Annotated in this window: 12 protein-coding genes; 7 read left to right on the top strand and 5 right to left on the bottom strand. The window is 58.9% G+C overall.

The features are described from left to right. Window positions 1-182: 182 nt before the first annotated feature. Window positions 183-1,226, bottom strand: coding sequence for a hypothetical protein (locus tag ACLBKS_RS03355; RefSeq protein ID WP_410191368.1), 1,044 nt, complete (start codon window positions 1,224-1,226; stop codon window positions 183-185). Between the two features lie 262 nt (window positions 1,227-1,488). Here ACLBKS_RS03355 and ACLBKS_RS03350 point away from each other — a divergent pair, with 262 nt between their 5' ends. Genes ACLBKS_RS03350 through ACLBKS_RS03330 form a run of 5 tightly spaced genes read left to right on the top strand, consistent with a single transcriptional unit; the run spans window position 1,489 to window position 6,684 of the window. After that, window positions 1,489-2,457: a hypothetical protein gene (locus ACLBKS_RS03350; protein WP_410191367.1), complete on the top strand. Its 969-nt coding sequence runs from the start codon at window positions 1,489-1,491 to the stop codon at window positions 2,455-2,457. After that, window positions 2,454-3,332 carry a ThiF family adenylyltransferase gene (locus ACLBKS_RS03345; protein WP_410191366.1) on the top strand — a complete coding sequence of 293 codons (879 nt, stop codon included), beginning with the start codon at window positions 2,454-2,456 and terminating at the stop codon, window positions 3,330-3,332. Before ACLBKS_RS03350 ends, ACLBKS_RS03345 begins: the two co-directional genes overlap by 4 nt. Further along, entirely contained in the window at window positions 3,325-4,560 is a 1,236-nt protein-coding gene (locus ACLBKS_RS03340) for a hypothetical protein (RefSeq protein WP_410191365.1), read from the top strand. Before ACLBKS_RS03345 ends, ACLBKS_RS03340 begins: the two co-directional genes overlap by 8 nt. Beyond that, entirely contained in the window at window positions 4,550-5,662 is a 1,113-nt protein-coding gene (locus ACLBKS_RS03335; RefSeq protein ID WP_410191364.1) for an N-acetyltransferase family protein, read from the top strand. Before ACLBKS_RS03340 ends, ACLBKS_RS03335 begins: the two co-directional genes overlap by 11 nt. Continuing rightward, the gene (locus ACLBKS_RS03330) at window positions 5,659-6,684 is read left to right on the top strand and encodes a nitroreductase family protein (RefSeq protein ID WP_410191363.1); all 1,026 of its coding nucleotides are present in this window, start codon (window positions 5,659-5,661) and stop codon (window positions 6,682-6,684) included. The genes ACLBKS_RS03335 and ACLBKS_RS03330 overlap by 4 nt, the downstream gene beginning before the upstream one ends. Here the strand turns inward: ACLBKS_RS03330 and ACLBKS_RS03325 are convergent. After that, entirely contained in the window at window positions 6,681-8,312 is a 1,632-nt protein-coding gene (locus ACLBKS_RS03325; protein WP_410191362.1) for a c-type cytochrome, read from the bottom strand. The genes ACLBKS_RS03330 and ACLBKS_RS03325 overlap by 4 nt on opposite strands. A gap of 326 nt (window positions 8,313-8,638) precedes the next feature. On the opposite strand from ACLBKS_RS03325, the gene ACLBKS_RS03320 reads away from it, so the two are divergent. Together ACLBKS_RS03320 and ACLBKS_RS03315 are read left to right on the top strand one after the other, a co-directional pair. Continuing rightward, complete coding sequence (locus ACLBKS_RS03320; protein ID WP_410191361.1) at window positions 8,639-9,034, top strand: ParB/Srx family N-terminal domain-containing protein; 396 nt, start codon at window positions 8,639-8,641, stop codon at window positions 9,032-9,034. A gap of 295 nt (window positions 9,035-9,329) precedes the next feature. Further along, window positions 9,330-10,328 (top strand): sigma-54 interaction domain-containing protein, encoded by a 999-nt coding sequence (locus ACLBKS_RS03315; RefSeq protein WP_410191360.1) that lies wholly within the window; start codon window positions 9,330-9,332, stop codon window positions 10,326-10,328. Between the two features lie 302 nt (window positions 10,329-10,630). Here ACLBKS_RS03315 and ACLBKS_RS03310 read toward each other — a convergent pair whose 3' ends face one another. From ACLBKS_RS03310 to ACLBKS_RS03300, 3 genes are all read right to left on the bottom strand, one after another. After that, window positions 10,631-12,010, bottom strand: coding sequence for a hypothetical protein (locus ACLBKS_RS03310; RefSeq protein WP_410191359.1), 1,380 nt, complete (start codon window positions 12,008-12,010; stop codon window positions 10,631-10,633). A 63-nt stretch (window positions 12,011-12,073) separates the two neighbouring features. After that, window positions 12,074-13,255 carry a type VI secretion system protein TssA gene (gene tssA / locus ACLBKS_RS03305; RefSeq protein ID WP_410191358.1) on the bottom strand — a complete coding sequence of 394 codons (1,182 nt, stop codon included), beginning with the start codon at window positions 13,253-13,255 and terminating at the stop codon, window positions 12,074-12,076. 20 nt (window positions 13,256-13,275) lie between these two features. Further along, complete coding sequence (locus ACLBKS_RS03300; RefSeq protein ID WP_410191357.1) at window positions 13,276-17,193, bottom strand: type VI secretion system protein; 3,918 nt, start codon at window positions 17,191-17,193, stop codon at window positions 13,276-13,278. Between the last annotated feature and the right edge of the window lies 1 nt (window position 17,194).

Genomic DNA, 17,194 nt, shown 5'->3' with positions numbered 1-17,194 from the left:
CCCACGATTTTTCTGCGGTCGAACACGGCAACCAGAAAATCCAGGATCGATCTCGATTGCGTGCGCACTATATCCGCACTATTGGAACTGAATTGCAGTCCTCGCCCTGTCAAGCGGCATTGTTGTCCTGCAATGAACGGATGCCAGACTATGTATGCATTGATCCGTAACGACCCCGTAGTTCAAAGCGGCACGATCGCCAGACCGTGACCCGGTAGCCACCATTCGGAAAAAACCTCGTCAAGCGCATCGCATTCACGTTGATCAGTAGTCCAAGCCTTGGCCAACTTGAACGCTGTCTTCATTCTCGCCAGTTGCTCATCAAGGGTAGCCACTCCCCTAGCCTGCAAACTTAGGACTACTCCCGCGACTTGGTCAAAAGCCTCTTGAGGAAGTTCATTGGGGGCAACACTAAAGCCAGTCGCTCCATTGGGTGTCATGACCGGAGGAATCGCCCGAAAGATGACCCGATGAAGCGCCTTATCACCGGTAGCCAGCGCGGAATAGTTGCCGATCGAATATCCCAGTTGGCGCAGCACGGGCAGCACGTACCACATGTTCAGGTCGCCAGCGCGATTGCGGAGGTAAGGGACGTTCATGTGGTCGCTCTCGTCTTTTTCCGCAGGGTGGAAATCCAAGAAAGATGAGAGGTACGAGTAGGCAGGTTTCGTATCACTTTCCCACTTGAACGACTGCTGCTTTTTCAGTACAACCCCCAGTGCTGTCAGTGCGATCGCACCCGTGAAACGCGGAATGTCGGATTGCCCCATTTCTATCAAGCGCGCCAGCGACTCATCGACTGGCATCTTCTGCGACAGCAAGCACCTCATAATGGCAACGAATGGAACTACCGAGCTGAACTGCCTGCGAAGCGCCTTTTCGTTCTTCGTCAACCACTGAACTTGATCGCTTGCGTAGCCCGCGCGAAAATTGACGCCGTACTGCGCAAGGTTTTTGATCCAGCCATCGATACGGTTCTTCGGGTCTTTGCGAAAGCAGGGATTCGAAAACCACTGCTCTTGGATTGCCATCCAGGGATTTACAACGCTGTCGCGAAGTAAGTCTTGAGGCAGTTCGGACAGCCACTGAGGCCTGGTGAGCGCGTTGTTATCTAGGAAGAGCTCACGCTCTCCTCGCTGACGTTCAACGTTGAGGAACGGCCAAATTACGGCAGTTCCAGATTCGGTACGGTGGCAGCGCTGAAAATAAGGGATGGCTTCGTTCACGTGAGTAAGTAGTGGTTGAGTTGAAGCAAGAAGATACCCTTCCCAATACCAGTCGCTCACGAATGGCTGAACTTGGCCTCTACCTGATTGCCCGATTTTCGGAGCGACCGGCAACAACCGCTGCGAAGTGGCAATTGAAGACAGCTCTTTGGGGCCTCTTCAAAACCAGGGGCGATTCAGATGGTCATGCTCCGCTCTGATGGCTCAATGTATCCCACAGATTTTTGTGTCTAGAATTCCCAGAGCACAAGGGAGATTCAGATTGATCGAGCTGTTCGAAAGAGCACGCAGGAAACTAAGATTCCTCGACCTGAGATGGCCAGGCAGTGCGCAAGTGACCATCCGCGTCGTTGAATGTCCAGGCCGATGGATGCCACAGGCTGACATCGATGATCTGCTGAACGACATGCGCTCGGTGGTCTCTCGCAGTCTTGATCAAAGTCTCGACTATGGTGTCCTGTCGGGCGATCCTGAACGGCTTCGCCAGGCCATTGTCACGATCCTCTATGACAAAAAGAACGGTCACCCGGTTGCCTTCAACGCTCTATCGCTGATGCCGCTCGAACTGCGAGGACAGCCCGTGGAAGCCGTTCACCTCGGCTTGGTCATGGTGGACCCGCAGTACCGGACCCAGGGACTGTCCTGGGTTCTGTATGGCCTCACTTGTGTTCTTCTGTTTGTCCGAAGGGGCATGCGCCCATTGTGGTTGAGCAACGTCACCCAGGTTCCGTCCATTGTTGGCAAGGTCGCGGAAGCCTTTCCGAGTGCCTACCCCAATCCCTTTGCTGAATCGCGCCGCAGTTATGACCATCTGAGCATCGCGCGACAGATCATGCAGCGACAGCGCCATGTGTTTGGCGTGGGACCCGAAGCCGAATTTGACGAGCAGCGGTTCGTGATCACCAATGCCTACACAGGCGGTTCAGACAACCTGATGAAGACGTGGGACCAAGCTCCTAAGCACCGTGACGAGCGCGCAAATGCGCTTTGCCGGACCGAACTGGACTACAACAGAGGCGACGACTTTCTGCAGATTGCACGCCTGGACCTGAACAGTGCACGCCGCTTTCTCCTTGAGCAGGTTCCGCGCAAATCTCTGCCAGCACTCGTGTATCGCCTGCTCTTCCTGTCGCTCGGGTATGGGGTTCTTCCTCTCCTGCACTGGTTGACACCGTCACAGGCAATGGGAGAACTCCGGCCACGGTCACCGCAGCATGGAAAAACAAAATGAACGCAAGCTTCAGTTACGCAGACTTCACTCAACGCAACATCGGTTTCGTGACAGAACGACAGCAACAGGAGCTCAAAGCCTCTCGGGTCTTCGTGTGCGGTGCGGGCGGAATGGGCGGTGCATGCCTGCAGTCCCTGGTACGGGCCGGTATCGGTGCCGTGGCTGTGGCTGACTTCGACACGTTCGAGGTTTCCAACATGAACCGGCAGGTTTTCGCGAACTTGCGCACGGTCGGAAGAGGAAAACTCGAGGCCACCGTCGCGAGCCTGAAAGAAATCAATCCCGAATTGACCGTTGAACCCCTGGGTGAGGAATGGGTACATCAGCTGGATGTTCTGCTGACCCGCTACAAGATCGTCGTCAATGGCATGGACGACGTGGCAGCCGGCATCGTTCTCTATCGCAAAGCCCGCGAGCACGGCGCGACTGTCATCGACGCTTACACCTCACCTCTGCCGTCCGTGGTCGTCGTCAGGCCGCAGGATCCCAGACCCGAGGAACGACTGCGCTTTCCGAGCGCGAACCGGCAGGACACCCGACTCACGGATGCCGAACGTGCGCAATGCGTGGGCCGGGAGATTGAATACGTGATGGTCCACTCCAGTTCCGCACGGCATATCGAGATGGACATTGCACGGGATCTGCTGACAGGGAAACGCAAGCGTATGTCCTTTGCGCCCATGGTCATCACCACTGGGAACTTGATGAGTTTCGAAGCAATCAAGCTGATCCTGGGGCGCAAACCCCTCGCGGATTGTCGCGGCTACTTCTTCAACCCGTGGACGATGCGGATAGAACGCCCGCGCAGCAAACCCATGGCTTGGGCACTTGGTTGGCTGGTACGGCGCTTCCTCGCGCGGATGCAACGTGGTTGATCCGATCTACAGCGATGTCGCGGTCACCTGGATCGGTGCCGCAGGTTGCGCCGTCTACGCGCACTTCCTCTGGCAGATCCGGCGAAGCAGCTCGTTCGCCCGAGCAGCACTGTTCCTGTTCGTGCTGCTTGCGTTGCTGTTACTGATCCGCGGGTTCTTCTGGACGATGCCGGACTCGATGGCTCTGGGTCGCACGGTGCTCGGGGTGGCAACGCTGTTGCCGGTAGCGATGACGATTTTCTCGGAACACTTATTGCGTCGGCATCATCCACTCAGTCTGAAACTGGGTGCGCTCGCCGTGAGCGCTGTATTTTTCGTCATCAACCTCATCTTCGTTCTACCGGTTAATCTGCCTCTGCTGATCGCGTTTCTCTGCTGTTTTGTAGTCGTGCTTGCCTGGAACGGTTGGCAGTTGGTCCGACACCAGCACAGCGAGCTGACCCGGCACGAAGTCGACATTGCCCGAGCCACGGCCCTGGTCGTCTTGCTGTCCCTGCCGCTGGTCATGACGGATTTCCGGGAGGAAGTGGATGTCGGACCGATGCGCCTCGGGGCCCTCGCCCCCTTGCTCCTCGTTCATGTGCTGCTGCACCTCACACATACCGGAAACGCAGCCATCCAAGCATTACTGAGACTGGCGACCTTGACCATTGCGGCCGCCACCCTCTCTTTCGTCTTCGGCTTAGTGGCCGTAGGCTTTGGTCCTCCGCTCCCAGCCACATGGTTGGGCAGTCTGCCGGTCGCCATGGCCTGGGTTTTGCTGGCTTCCAGCATCGTGCAAGCCCGGCGGCTGCAGTCCGAAGTGCAAAGCCAGAATTTCCTGAACTGGTTGTTGCATGCCCGTATGGACAACATTGATGGCTTCCTCGCCTCGCTGCGACAGCTGCCGCTGACCGGAGAAAGCATTGTCCTGCGTGCATCCGATCTGGCGGCCTATGACACGGGACGGATGCTGGCCATGACAGCCGAACGGGATCACCCAATGAGCGCTGGTGAGGCGCGCACCTTGGTCAGAACAACGGGCGATCGGCTTGATGCCGCGGAACAGTGGCTAGACCTGTTCGAACGCCACCACATGACGCACGCGCTGATCGTTGCGCGAGATCCCGCTCTGATCATCCTTCTCAACCTGCCACAAAGCGGCAGCCTGATCGCCAACGAAGTTCGCGCGGGCGTCATCCAGCGCGTTGCGCGGCGGATTGCAGAGGAGAAACCTCATGCCCATTGAATTACGCGAAGGCGATTTCGACGCCTTTTTCGAAGCCCCATTTTCCTGCTATGGCCCGCAAGGAATCGCCGTCTCTCCCATGCGCGGGGACTTGCGCCGCTCGCTGGACACCCAGAAGAACCCGTTGTTTCGCGATCATGCGCGCAGAACGTGGTTCACCGCGCATGCCGATGGGCGTGTCGTAGGCAGGGTTCTGGCACACATCCATGATGCGTCGAACCAACTACACGGACTGCAGCGGGGTTACTTCGGCTGCCTGGACTGCATCGACGATTTGGAAGTCGCACGAAGTCTGCTCGACGCCGCCTGCCAGTGGCTGCGCCTGCGCGGGTGCAAGGAGATTGCAGGAAGCTTCAATCTCACCATCACCCAGATGATTGGCGTGGTCACCGAAGGATTCGAGCATGCCCCCTACACCTACCAGGACTATTCACCACCGCATGTCGCAAGGTTGCTCGAAGCGCTCGGCTATCAGCGATTCTTTCCCATGACGACCTTCGAAGTGGATTTGGATGAATTCGATCCAGATAGCCTGCTTGGCGACAAACAGCGTGCATTGCTTGAAGATGGTCGCTGGACCTGGGAACGCATTCGCAGGCGTGGCTTGAACGATGTCCTGCGCGAGGCGTGCGGGGTACTCAATGATGGTTTCCGTGACAACCCGATGTTCGTCCCCCTCACGGAAGAAGAATTCCTCTTCCCCTGCGACGGAATGATGTGGGTGATTGACGAGCATATTTCCATGGTGGCGAGGGAGAATGGGCAAGCGGTTGGTGTTCTTCTCTGCATCCCCGACCTCAACCCTTTCCTGCGTGCAACACGTTCACGCATGGGCATGTCGACGCTTTGGCATTTGCTGAAACTCAAGTTGTTTCGCCGCCGCGCCTCCGTCATCTTCTTCTCCGTCTGCCGTAGTCACCACGGGCTCGGGATCAACGGCGTCCTGCTGCACAAAGTGACCTCCGCCCTCAAGGCCCGCGGCTACACACATCTTGGGCTGAGCTGGGTGTCAGATTCCAATAGGGCGAGCCACAGGCAAATGCAAAAACTCGGAGCGACAGTCTTGCATCGCCTGCATCTGTATCGAAAGGCGCTGACATGAACGGACTGCTGGACCCAAGTCGAATCACGCGTCTTGTCGAAGCAGCCGCACTTGCGCCATCCCCGCACAATATCCAACCCGCCCGCTGGAGGTTTACCGCTGACGGACGCGTCGAGCTGTACGAAGACACGACGCGCTGGCTCAGCATTGGAGACCCGACGGGCAGGGACAACGCGCTGGCTCTGGGTGCAGCCTGGGAAGGCATGGCGCTGGCGTTGTCGACACAAGGTCATGGGCTGGCCGAAGAACGCCTGGAAGACCTGGCATGGCCATCCCGCAGCCAGGCCAAATTTCGGCGGGTTGCCAGTGCCCGCATCGTTTCTGGTGTCCAGCAAGATGACTTGGCCGAAGCCGTGACGCGGCGGCAATCCTTTCGTGGGATTTTTCCCCTCGCCGGTGATGCCGAGAAATCCGCCTTGCGCGAGCTGGGCAACGGTCATTCCGCGTTGATCATCGAAGAAGCCGCTCACGTCGCGAAGATTGCCATGTGGCATGACGATGCTGCGGCATACGGGATGCGCAATCCGCGATTCGCTGAAGAATTGTTTCGCTGGATGCGATTCTCGGCCGCCGATCAGAACTGGGCTCGCGACGGCCTCAGCACCGACTGCATGGCACTTTCCCGAATTGAAGCGGCGGTCGCGCGATTTGCTCTACAACCGAAAATCGTCCGCCTGCTGTGCGCGCTGTCTTTGGAAGGCTTGCTCGTTTCAGAAGCGGTGAAGGTGCGTAGCGCAGCTGGCATCGTGCTGCTTCATGGGGCCGAGGATAGCTCCTGGTTCGATGCAGGCCGCGCCTTCTACAGATTCTGGCTGGACCTCACCCGCGCCGGCTTGTGCGCCGTTCCGATGTCAGCACTGGCCGATTCCGAACATCATGCCGCGCTGCTGCGCCAGGCCTTCCCCTTGCCAAGGGGTCAGCGACTGGTTGCGATTCTGCGTGTGGGCAAGATGCCCGCCGCACGCATACCACGTAGCGCCCGACTCAAAGCGGCAGAACTCATGCTGCCACCTCAGGCCTAAAGCAGTTTCAAATACTCCAGCAGCGCATCCTTCTGCGCTTCCGACATGTCTTCGAATTCCCGCTCGTGCCCCTGGTTGCTACGCCCCGGCCCTGCCGTGTCATAGGGCACTGGGGTCGACCATGGTTGGTACCCCATGGGATAGGCGATGCCAACCCGCTGGAAATCCAGTGCGTGCCCGCCCACTTCAAAGCGGCCTGGCCGCTCGGACGGATGCATGAAGTGCCAGAGGGTCGGTACCGAACCGTTGTGCATATAAGGAGCGGACGCCCAAATGCCGTTGAGGATGGGCGCAACATAGCCGCGCGCATTGGCGGCATTAAGCTTTCTGGCCACGGGGGTCCGATTGAGCGCTCGCACGGTTTCGTCGGTGATGGCTTGCCAGCGTGCGGGATCGGAACCGATGCGATGCTGTGGAACGAGGCGGTTAGGAAATGACTGCAACCTCGGCTTGTCGATACCTGCCGAATAGCTACCATGGCACGACGCACACTTGGCCGCATAAATGCTGCTGCCCCGCTCAGCCCTCGCTGCATCCACGGGGCCGGGGAACGGCTGTGGCCGGTACGCCTGAACGAAATCGAGAATCTCCCGGACCGGTCTGGCCTGCTTCTCAGAGGCATCCGGCTTGATGCCCATGGTGGGAACGAGGAAGAAGGCAACGATGCTGGCGAGTCGGTCGGCATCCCGCGCATCGGTTTGGCCTGCTGCTCGCTCGACAAAACGAGCATCCGCCTGGAGCGCATACAAACCGTCGTACAGCAGCGAAGTTCTCAACGCGCGGTCGGAGATATCGGGGATGGAGGTATAGCCGTGTTCACCTTGCACGGCGACCAGGTCAGGGCGGGCCTTCAACCGCATCTTCAGCGCCGCGACACCATTGGTCGACCCCACGCCTCCGTGATCGAAGGCAACGAGGATCTCATTGGGGTCGTTCATCCGCTTGGTGATCTGCGGCACCACGTATTTCCGGATGGTCTCGATCTCAACGGCGTCAACGCCGGGAAAGATCTTTGGAATCGTGGCCATGAGTTCAGCAGGACGGTTCTTCACGTAGTTCAGGCTGGCCAGAATTGAGCCCAAATAGCCGTCAAGATCGCGTGAAGTATTGGGGGCACCCAGCCAGACCCGCCCTGTAGGTTTGCCGCGTGAGTCGTAACTCATGCCTGCATGGCATGCCGCGCAACCCATATTCGCCACCTCCAACCGGATGCGGGGAATTCGCTTGTCGATGTAGCCCGAAACCAGCCCCACTGGCTTGTCGAACACCGGTTGCGCCTCTGTAGACCAGTTGTCGATGCCCGTCGCGTTGATCCAACCATTGCGCTGGAACAGTCCCGGCAAGGCTTTTGCATCGAGAGGCGTCCCCTCGCGCGCAGCGCTTTCCATCAACATGGCCGTCGCGACGACCTTCCAAGGCATGGCATTGGTCTCAAGGGTGTCGGTATTCAGCCCTCCCAGATCGTCGAAGAGAAACCGGGACATGGCCAAAGTCATGCGATCTGGCCAAGCCTGCTCAATCTCGACCATGCGGTCGGAGCGAGCCTCGGCGTAGGTTCCCAGTTTGCAACCCACCAGCAGGGCGGCACCTATCAACGGAAGAAGCAACCTATTGATTCGTGAAGTCAATTGCTTTCCTCTTACTAAATCGCTTCCGGATGGAGATCAACGAACCCATGCCATGAGCATAGCCTGGGTAGTAATCGATCAAAGGGACACCAAATATGACGTCCTGCGGAGGATCGCTGTCCTTTTCCAGTCACATGGTCGAAAGGGTTACTGCGCAAAGTCGCCACCATCGGGCCTTGTCGGGTGGAACAGTTATGCTTCCAGCGGCGGAACATTTATGGTTCCGGAGACAAGCAGGCCCTAACTTTTTGCGCTTACCGCCATCCCCAAAGTGAAGAACCGCCGAACTTAGGGCGGTGGACGGATGCATTCGGAGTACTTGTGCCATGCCCATAGACCCGAATACGCTGGCAGAAGCTCGACGACTTGTCCATGCGTTCGGTATGGGCAACTTCGTCCCCAAGTCCGCTGCGCCTGCCGGATCAGGCGAGCTACTTCTTCCCATCGAGCTGATAGACCCTCCTGTTCGTGGAAAGGGTGTTCCCAACTTCAACAAGCCCGACCCCGACCGACCCGGCGTCGTTCGCAGCTCGAGCATTCTTGCCGCGATTCGTGACGACGTGGCGCTGCCGCCATTGCTTGTCTACCGTCGGGAGGGACACCAACGCTATGAACTCAGGGACGGCTTTCACCGCCTACACATGGCCGCTGCTCTCGGTTTCACCCATGTACACGCCGATCTCGCTTCGTGGGTCCCCGGTTCATTTGTACCCACTTTGTGACAGAAGACGCTTTTTAAAGTGGGTGTATCGGGGTTTGACGGTTCAGAGCGGCAGCGCTTCTTATTGCTTGAGCGAAAGCAGCGGTCTGCAAAGTTCACATCGCTGCACTATGCCCCTTTAGGGTATGTCGAAAAAACTCTCATTCCCTCTAGACTTGTGTCTGTCCGTGACGAGGTTTTGCAGCTTTTCCGAGAGCGTTCAGTTCACGTAGGATGAACCGCGACTGCTTCTGTTTCTACTGGTGGAGCAACAGAATTCGTCTTTCCGTTAGCCACGAGATGCGCGACGTCAGTCGATGCGGTGGCTTGAACCGAATAGAGGGGGGGCGACAGCAATGTCTGCACTGTTCCAATATCAGTTGTTAGGCTCATCGCCAGCGTTTCGGAAAGTCCGACTCCAAATTGAACGAATTGCCGGCATCGACGCGACAGTCCTTATCGAGGGAGAGACGGGGACCGGCAAGGAAATGGCGGCCCGCGCCATCCACTACTTGGGGCAACGCAAAGACTGCCCTTTTGTACCGATCAACTGTGGAGCGCTCACCGAACACCTGATCGAAAGTGAGTTGTTCGGACATGAACGCGGCGCCTTCACGGATGCCAAGACCATGTCCGGCGGGTTGATCCAAGCAGCCCACGGCGGCACCCTCTTCCTGGACGAAATTGACTCATTGGGGCACAAGGCACAAGCGGCCTTGCTGCGCTTCCTGCAGGATGGCATGTACCGCCGCGTTGGCAGCGGCAAGATCCAGCAAGCGAACGTGCGAGTTCTGGTTGCCAGCAATGCCAATTTGCTGCAACTCGCCGAAGATAAAAAATTTCGCAAAGACCTTTACTTTCGCATCAGCGTGTTGAGCTTGCGCATGCCCAGCCTCCGAGAACGCACGGGCGATGCCGTGGAACTGGCCGAGATATTCGTGTCGCGTTTTGCCCGTCACTACGGCCGGGACAAGGCCAAACTTGCACCGGAATCCGTGGCTTACATCAACAGCCACGAGTGGCCCGGCAATGTCCGAGAGTTGGAGAACGCGGTCCACCGTGCTTTCCTGCTCAGCGACAGCCCGCGCATCGTCCTGCCCGACGTTGCTGAAACGGCCGAAGCAGACTCGCCCCGAGCGGTCCAAGGCTTCCGCGCCGCCAAGGTCGAGGCCGTGCGCCAATTTGAACGCAGCTACGTACTACAAATCATGAACGAGACGGGAGGCAACATCACCAAGGCCGCCCGGCTGGCCAATCAAGATCCCAGCGCCTTCGGCAAGCTGGTGCGCAAGTACCGATCAGACTTGCAAGCCTGAGCCCCGCTTAAGCTGCCAATCGGCACGGTCCACGAAGACAGCTCATTCGAGCGTCCGTTTGGCGCCCCACACCATGGCGCCATCTTGTTGTCGGGACACCTCCACCTCACCCAGTCTCTGCAACCTCTCCAGGGCCCGTATCGTGACCGAGATGAGCGGTCGCGGCTCCTCCCACGGAACCCAAAACTCGTGCACGCCCTTGGCAGTGTCCTTGACCAAGGGAGAACGCGTCAGGGTCTCTCGTATCGCAGTCATCGCAAAAAGTATGTCTGCTTCACGCATGTGTTGGGATCAGCAGTTCGTTAAGAAGTCTTCTTGGCCGTGGAACTCGGCGCCGATGTGCTCTTGGCGGCTTGCTTGCGTGCCCGCAAGGCCAACTTTGCTGTCACTTTGTCACCCAAGAGCCCTCCGATACGAGGGGTCACGCTGAGCTTGAACTTCCCGGGCTTTGCTTTGCTGGCGCCACCTGATTTCGCACCGGTGGCCGAATGCTTCCCGCCGTCATTGCCTACTTTTTTCATGGCGCGTTGCGCCAGTTTTGCAGTAACGATTTCGCCAAAGACACCACCAATCTTGGCCGGACCAATACTGGGCCTGAACTTGCCACGGGCAGCTCCATGCTCCGCTGCATTGCCCGCTTTCGAAGTTGTTGTCGTGTGATCGGCATGAGAACGGCCTTCGAATCCGAGGTGGTCGATGCCATAGTGCCTGGCAACCTCGGGCGACACGTTTCCAATGACTGAAAACTTGAACGGCCCCATGTGCACCGGTGTCTTGAACTCGTGTTCTCTGCCCGTAAAACCCAGAAAATCCTTGTGCTCAGTGGCATGGCTGGCGGACGCCGATTGGCCAGGCTCCGCGACCTGTGTCTGCGCGTCTCCAGTCTTTGACCCCCCCGGCGCTGGCGCCTCACCAACCCGCTTCATGGCCCGCTTGGCCAGCCTGGCCATGACGATCTCGCCAAAAACACCGCCCACGATGGGTGTGCCAAACCCCAGTTTCGTCTTGCCTTGTGAAGCCGGTGACACCACGGCTTCATGCTTAGAAGCATCATGCGCAGCGCGGCCAGGCACGTGATCTCCGGCCTCGGCTTGGTCCAATCCATGTTGACGAGCCACTTCAGGGGCGATGCTGCCGACGACAGAGAATGTGAATGGCCCCGCCCTTACGGGTGTCTTGAATTCGTGATCGCGCCCTGTGTAACCAAAAAAATCGGGGTTCTGCATGCGTTCATGGTGCGCGATTGCATCTTCCCTCGACCGCCCTTGATGGGCATCCGCCCCCGTCGTCTCAAGGCCATAGAGACGCGCGATGTCGGGAGAAATTTGGCCCACGACGGAAAACTTGAATGGCCCGGCCCTCACCGGCGTCTTGAACTGGTGCTCGTGGCCGGTATACCCCAGGAAATCCGGATGCTCCACCGACAGGCCAGAATCCACAGGCTCCTGCTTGGCGGGAACGGTTGCAAGGGGGAAGTCAGGCAGGTTAGATCGCTGCTGGGTTGACAGTTGCGTGAACGAATGCGCGCGCTGCCGCCCTCCGGGGGAGGATGCTGAGGCGATTGTGCTCACAGGCCCCACGGTCATGGCCCTTTTGCGGGTTGCAATTGGCTGCACAGCAGAAGTTCCATCCGTCATGCTGGTACCAGCCGACTGAATCGATGGGAGATCAGGGTTGCTCATGACAAAACTCCAGGAAACATATCTGGCTTCCCCCGACTCAAGGAAACGCCACGAAACGGGTGTTTAAGATGAAGCTGCGCCTTTGGTGGCGGCTTCGACCCCCAACACTTCAAAGATGTTGAGGTTCCCGCCAAAACGCACAAACATCTCGTGGTACAGCTCCGCCGTGTTCATGTTCCCCCACTCGCCGGCGCGCTGAAGCAGGTAAGGCACGGGGCTGTGGGGTTCCAGTGCGGCGAGGTAGTCGGCGATCAAGGCCAACCTGCGGTAGGCGTCCGCGCGATTGCGTATCGGGCCATCGCCGCCTTGGCCGTCGCTGGCGTCATCGGGTCCACTGCCACCCGACCCAGCGCCATCACCTGCGGATGGCGCCGCCGCTACCTGTGCTGCCACTGCGTTCAATCTGACCCCGCGTTTGTAGAGTTCACCCGCCAGCAGCGCCTGGATCTGCTCCAACAAGCCCGCTAAGGAATTCAAGCTGGGCGCGGCGTCACCCCAAAGCGTCTCCAGCGTCTGGGTGGCCGCGTCCACGCCCGCCAACGCATCGGCGAGCACGCGATAACGTTCCAGGTGGTGTTCCGTGGGCGTGGAGGAAAGCGCGGTTTGCAGCTCCTGCAAGGTCACGCCATCGGCAGCTGCGGCCTGGGCCGCGGGTCTGGACTGCTTGGCCCGCGCCTGCTCGGTGCGACGCGCCTGCTCGTAGTCGGCCCAGCAATAGCTGCGACCGGAACGGGCATCGGTGATCGGAAGCAAGCGCAGGGGCGGCAGCAACTTTTCATTGATCCAGCGCAGGACATTGACGCGGTACTCCTCGTCGCCCTCGTCGATACGCGGGTACAGCTCATTCCAGTACCGATCGCACAAGGCGGCGATGAACAGCATGCAGGGTGCAATCGCCTCGAAACCATGTTGCGCGATCTGTGCCTCCATCAACCACGCGGCCAGCTGCAAGTCCTTGGTCTTGCTCAGCAGCGCATGCGCAGCAATGTCCGTGACCTTGTCCCACTCCGCCTGCTTCAGTTCGTAAGCCCAAGCGCCTTGCGGCAAGCTGGCATCGTCCTCGCGTCGCGCCTCACGGATGGCGTTGTAAACACCGTTGCCACGCACGGATTTGCCCGCAGGGCTGTCGGGCGTGATGGGCTGCAGCAACTCATCCAGGTCCACGCCGACGCTCTGCTGAAAATATCGCTGAGCGCGCGACAGCAACTCTGCTTGATCCGGGGTGGGAGTCATCTTTGCTTGCATGAGGATTCTCTCCGTCAATGTCACTGCCGAGGCGCGAACAAGGGCCAGCTGACCGGCCATGCAAGGCTCTGCGCCGTCTGTCCTTTCGCGTCGATCGCGTTGAAGCCCAATTCCAAGTACAACCGCGCTTCGCCCATGCGCCCCTTGTCGTCGCGCACCGGCACGCCAAACTCCAGCACAGGCGCGCGCTTGCCCCCCCGGGGATCGCTGGACGAGCTGATTTGGTGCTGCTCAAGCCAGCGCAGCAAGGCCCAATCGCCTACTTCGTGGAACTTGGCCGTCGCGCCAATGACGCTCATGGACGCCACATCGGCGGGCCTGCGGACTGGTCGCCAGACCGACTGGGTCGCCCATGTCAGGGACGATTCCACAGGCTCCCCCCAACTGAAGTCCAACACCTGGTTCGGGTCGCGGTCGTTGAGCTTTCGGTCGGCCGCGCGCAAACCCCACTCAATGATTTCTTCGGCCCCCAGTTCCTGTTTTCTGCGCGCGCGGAAGTTGACCTTCATGCGCAGAGGGCGGGGCTCTTCGGACACCACCCCCGTGCTCTCCAGCAAAAGTGTGACGGCATCCAACTGATCCAAGAACGCACTGATGGGGCGCCACCGGCTGTCTTTCAGACCATTGATCTTCTGCCTCAAGACCTCGCGCCTCTTGGCATAGTCTTGAAAGAACTCCCTGACCACGGACAAGGAAACATCTGGGGATCGAAGGTCCGCGAAGGGGTAACGACCCGACAATTCGTTGTTGAATCTCCGGGCAATCTCAAGATACGCCAGCAAAGCATCCGCCTCGCTTTGATTCTTGCAACGCAACAGGGATGTGTCGTGAATCTCACGGCGCCACTGGCCGAAGAAATCTGTTCCTGCGGAGTCCGTGCTGGCCTTGTCCAAGGCTCTGCTGCAATCGCCATAGCTCAGGGTGGCCAAGGTGCTCTGGAAAAAATTCTCAAGGCTGCCCAGGCTCCCTGTCAGATCCTTTCCGCTTTGGTATCGGTAAAGCTCGGCCTCGGTACCGCGCCAACGACGCAGACTCGGACTCGAGGAGGCTCCCGTGCCCCCAGGTCGGCTCGAAGAACCCGCCGATTCGAAGTTTTCCTCCAAGAATTTCATGAAGGGCGCCGCGTAACCCACCAGCACGCCCACACGGTCACGCTGGTGCATCAAGTAGCTGGTCAATTGGTGAGCATCACCGAGCTGAAAGACGGTGTCTGTCGCCACCATGTCGCGCACATCCCTGGGTTTCGGTTCGTACAGTTTTCCAGATTCAGTGAGTTGGTCAATGCGTCTCAACATGTCGTTCGCGTAGTTCTTCACACATTCGGAGAACGCGCTGGAGAAAGCCGCAGAACCCAACTCTGGAATGACCGCGAGCACGCGCTTCAATGCTTCTCGCTGCTTGTCGAAACTCGTGCTCTGGTCGGAAAAGCGAGCGTCCAAACTGGCATCCAGTTGCGGCGGGAGTGACGTCCTCTGGGCTTCGTTCAATCGTTCCGACACCACGGCGCGCAACTGGGCGCGGATCAGAAGGTCGGTCAAAGGTGTCTTGACAGGGTCGAGCTGGATGATCGATCTGATCTTTGCGTAGTCAGCAAGGTGCTGATCGACTTCCTTGAGCTGAGGGTCCAGCCAACCGTTCAAAGCGGGTTGACATGAAAAAACACCCCGAGGTTTGAGTTTCATGTAGGGCAGATGCTCGATCCCCGTGAGACCTCGCTCGTCACGCGCCAGGGCGGCGTTGATCTGATAGCCGCCCTCGACCTGACTTACCAAGGAACCATAGGGGGCGACAGGGCTGGCCGCCAACTGTGCAAGCGCAAGCGTCCGGCACTGCTGCGGGTCAAACTCGCGCCGCAGCTGAGCAAAGTCTCCCGCATAACCGTGTTCAGCCTGCAATGCGTCGAGGGTGCCCAAAACTGTTTCTCGAACACGGCCGCAAGGGTTTTTATCGCTGTTGTCCGAAACCCAGGTCGAATCCACCCAACGGACCCAATCCTTCAAAAGCGCCAAATCGCCGGGTATGTCCATGTCCGGTTCATCCGACAACAGCCTGGGAATCAGCTTGCGCCCCAAAGCCAGGCGTTCATGCATTTCTTGGTAGAGAAACTCCCCGGCTTGTTGCAGCTTTTGTCCGATCTTGTCGCGGTAGTCCTGATCAATCGACGGCCCTCTGGAGTAGCTGATGGCGGACAGCGATTTGACGTACGAGACTCTCTCGGCAGGCGTGCGCTTCTCTGGCTTCACTTGATAGAGCTCCGAAAGCAAGTGATCCAACAAGCTCGCTCTCTCCAGTGCCGTCGTGCCGGACCCGCCTTTCGCCACCTTCGAAAAGGCCGCGATGTTCGCTTCAAGACGCCCCACACGCCGTCCATAGTCGTCATATTGCTGAACCATCCTGTCCACGGTCTGAGTGGTGTTAAGACTGTCATCGAGGGTGAAAATTTCGGCGCTGGCCAGCGCCGACGCCTCCTTCTCCAAGCGGCACTGCAAGCTGGGCATCACGTACTGCTCAAACATCTTCTGCGCCAGCCAATCTCCGACTTCGGTGTTCAAGCGATGATCGAACCACGAAATCGGAATGGAGAGATAGCTACCGTCCGAGTTCAGCTCTCCCATTTGGAGCAGAACTTTTGAGATGGCCGAATAACTCAGGCAGTTGTCAGCCTGCTTCAGGTTTCCGGTCTTGGCATGGATCTGCGCAACGGAATGCTTGATGTCATCCACTTGCCGCAGCAGAGAATTCACGTCGTAGAACAAGGCAGCGCACAACACCAAAGCCGCACCGACGAGTCCATACTGCAGCTTGCGCAAGAGGCGATTGCGTGACCAGACGCTTCTTTGCAGCGGCCGTGCCAGACCGGGTTCCGCGAACACTTTGTCTTGCAGCAACGGCTGCGCGAAATCAACCGCCTTGCACACGCCTTTAAGGTTCTGTCCGTCGCAGGCTTCGCTGCCACAGAAGTAGACCCCCCGGAAGTAGAAGTTCGCGTGGTGCACGCTGGGCTTGAGCAAGGTCTCCAGAAAGGCGGTCAGCCCGGGCTGCAGCTTGGCAAAAAACTGCGGAAAGAGAAAGAATCTGTCGGGAGACTCAATTTCGGCACCGCTGGCCGCCAGCGCGATCTGCAACTCACGCAGGCCGCCCACCACCTCGCCGCACACCGCGCGGGCCACTTCCGCGGCAGGTTCATGATCGATCAGCGAGGGATTGGACCAGCCCCACAGACCGTCACGCATGCGGGGCGGAAGATTGCGCCAGAACTCGGCATAGCCCTCGATGGCGTCGGCTTGGGTCACCACCACGTAAACGGGCAACACAAACTCGAAGGACTTTTGCACCTGCCAAAGTTGCCGATGGCACAGCTGTGCGACGTCTCTCAGCTGATCGCCATGGCTTTTCAACAAGGTGCGCGCAGATACGGCGAGGACGATCCCGTCCAATCCGCGCTCAGGACGTCGCGCATCGATGGCCGTCAACAGCTGCTGCCAACGCTGGTCCTCGCTCGAGCCCGAATCGGAGCAAGACAAAGCACCGTCGGGATCGATCAAAACGCCCCCGGAGCAGAAGTGCCATTCCGCTCCATCGGCGCTCAGCTGCTGCTCCCGCAAGATCAGCGCCTCGCGACGGCCATCGGTGATGGAGGCCGCGATGCTCGACTTACCCGCCCTGCGCTCGCCCAATAGCATGATCCAAGGACTGGCATACCGCCATTCACGCCGAGTGCTGAGGTAGCGCAGGGCTTGCATCAAGAGGTCCACGCCGTCGCGCAGTTTGCCGGCCCAAGGCCATCGGGGAGTGCGGCCTGCTCCTTTCTTGTCCTTGCCCAAGCGAGGCCGCCGCCAACGCAACAGGAGCCACAGCGCCAACAAGGCAAGCACCGACAGCGCCGCGATCCAGATCGCGGTCGCATGCTTGAGGACGAAGGCTTCCAGCGTCGTCATT

The sequence above is a fragment of the Hylemonella sp. W303a genome (genome assembly GCF_046452315.1).
Classification (GTDB): domain Bacteria; phylum Pseudomonadota; class Gammaproteobacteria; order Burkholderiales; family Burkholderiaceae_C; genus Hylemonella.
This window is presented reverse-complemented; position numbering and strand designations above follow the sequence as displayed.

What these genes read in the sequence shown, in the direction of transcription:
- ACLBKS_RS03345 (WP_410191366.1), top strand. Translation starts at nt 2,454, where the DNA reads ATGAACGCAAGCTTCAGTTACGCAGACTTCACTCAACGCAACATCGGT.
- ACLBKS_RS03335 (WP_410191364.1), top strand. Translation starts at nt 4,550, where the DNA reads ATGCCCATTGAATTACGCGAAGGCGATTTCGACGCCTTTTTCGAAGCC.
- ACLBKS_RS03330 (WP_410191363.1), top strand. Translation starts at nt 5,659, where the DNA reads ATGAACGGACTGCTGGACCCAAGTCGAATCACGCGTCTTGTCGAAGCA.
- ACLBKS_RS03320 (WP_410191361.1), top strand. Translation starts at nt 8,639, where the DNA reads ATGCCCATAGACCCGAATACGCTGGCAGAAGCTCGACGACTTGTCCAT.
- ACLBKS_RS03315 (WP_410191360.1), top strand. Translation starts at nt 9,330, where the DNA reads ATGCGGTGGCTTGAACCGAATAGAGGGGGGGCGACAGCAATGTCTGCA.
- ACLBKS_RS03310 (WP_410191359.1), bottom strand. Translation starts at nt 12,010, where the DNA reads ATGAGCAACCCTGATCTCCCATCGATTCAGTCGGCTGGTACCAGCATG.
- tssA (WP_410191358.1), bottom strand. Translation starts at nt 13,255, where the DNA reads ATGCAAGCAAAGATGACTCCCACCCCGGATCAAGCAGAGTTGCTGTCG.
- ACLBKS_RS03300 (WP_410191357.1), bottom strand. Translation starts at nt 17,193, where the DNA reads ATGACGACGCTGGAAGCCTTCGTCCTCAAGCATGCGACCGCGATCTGG.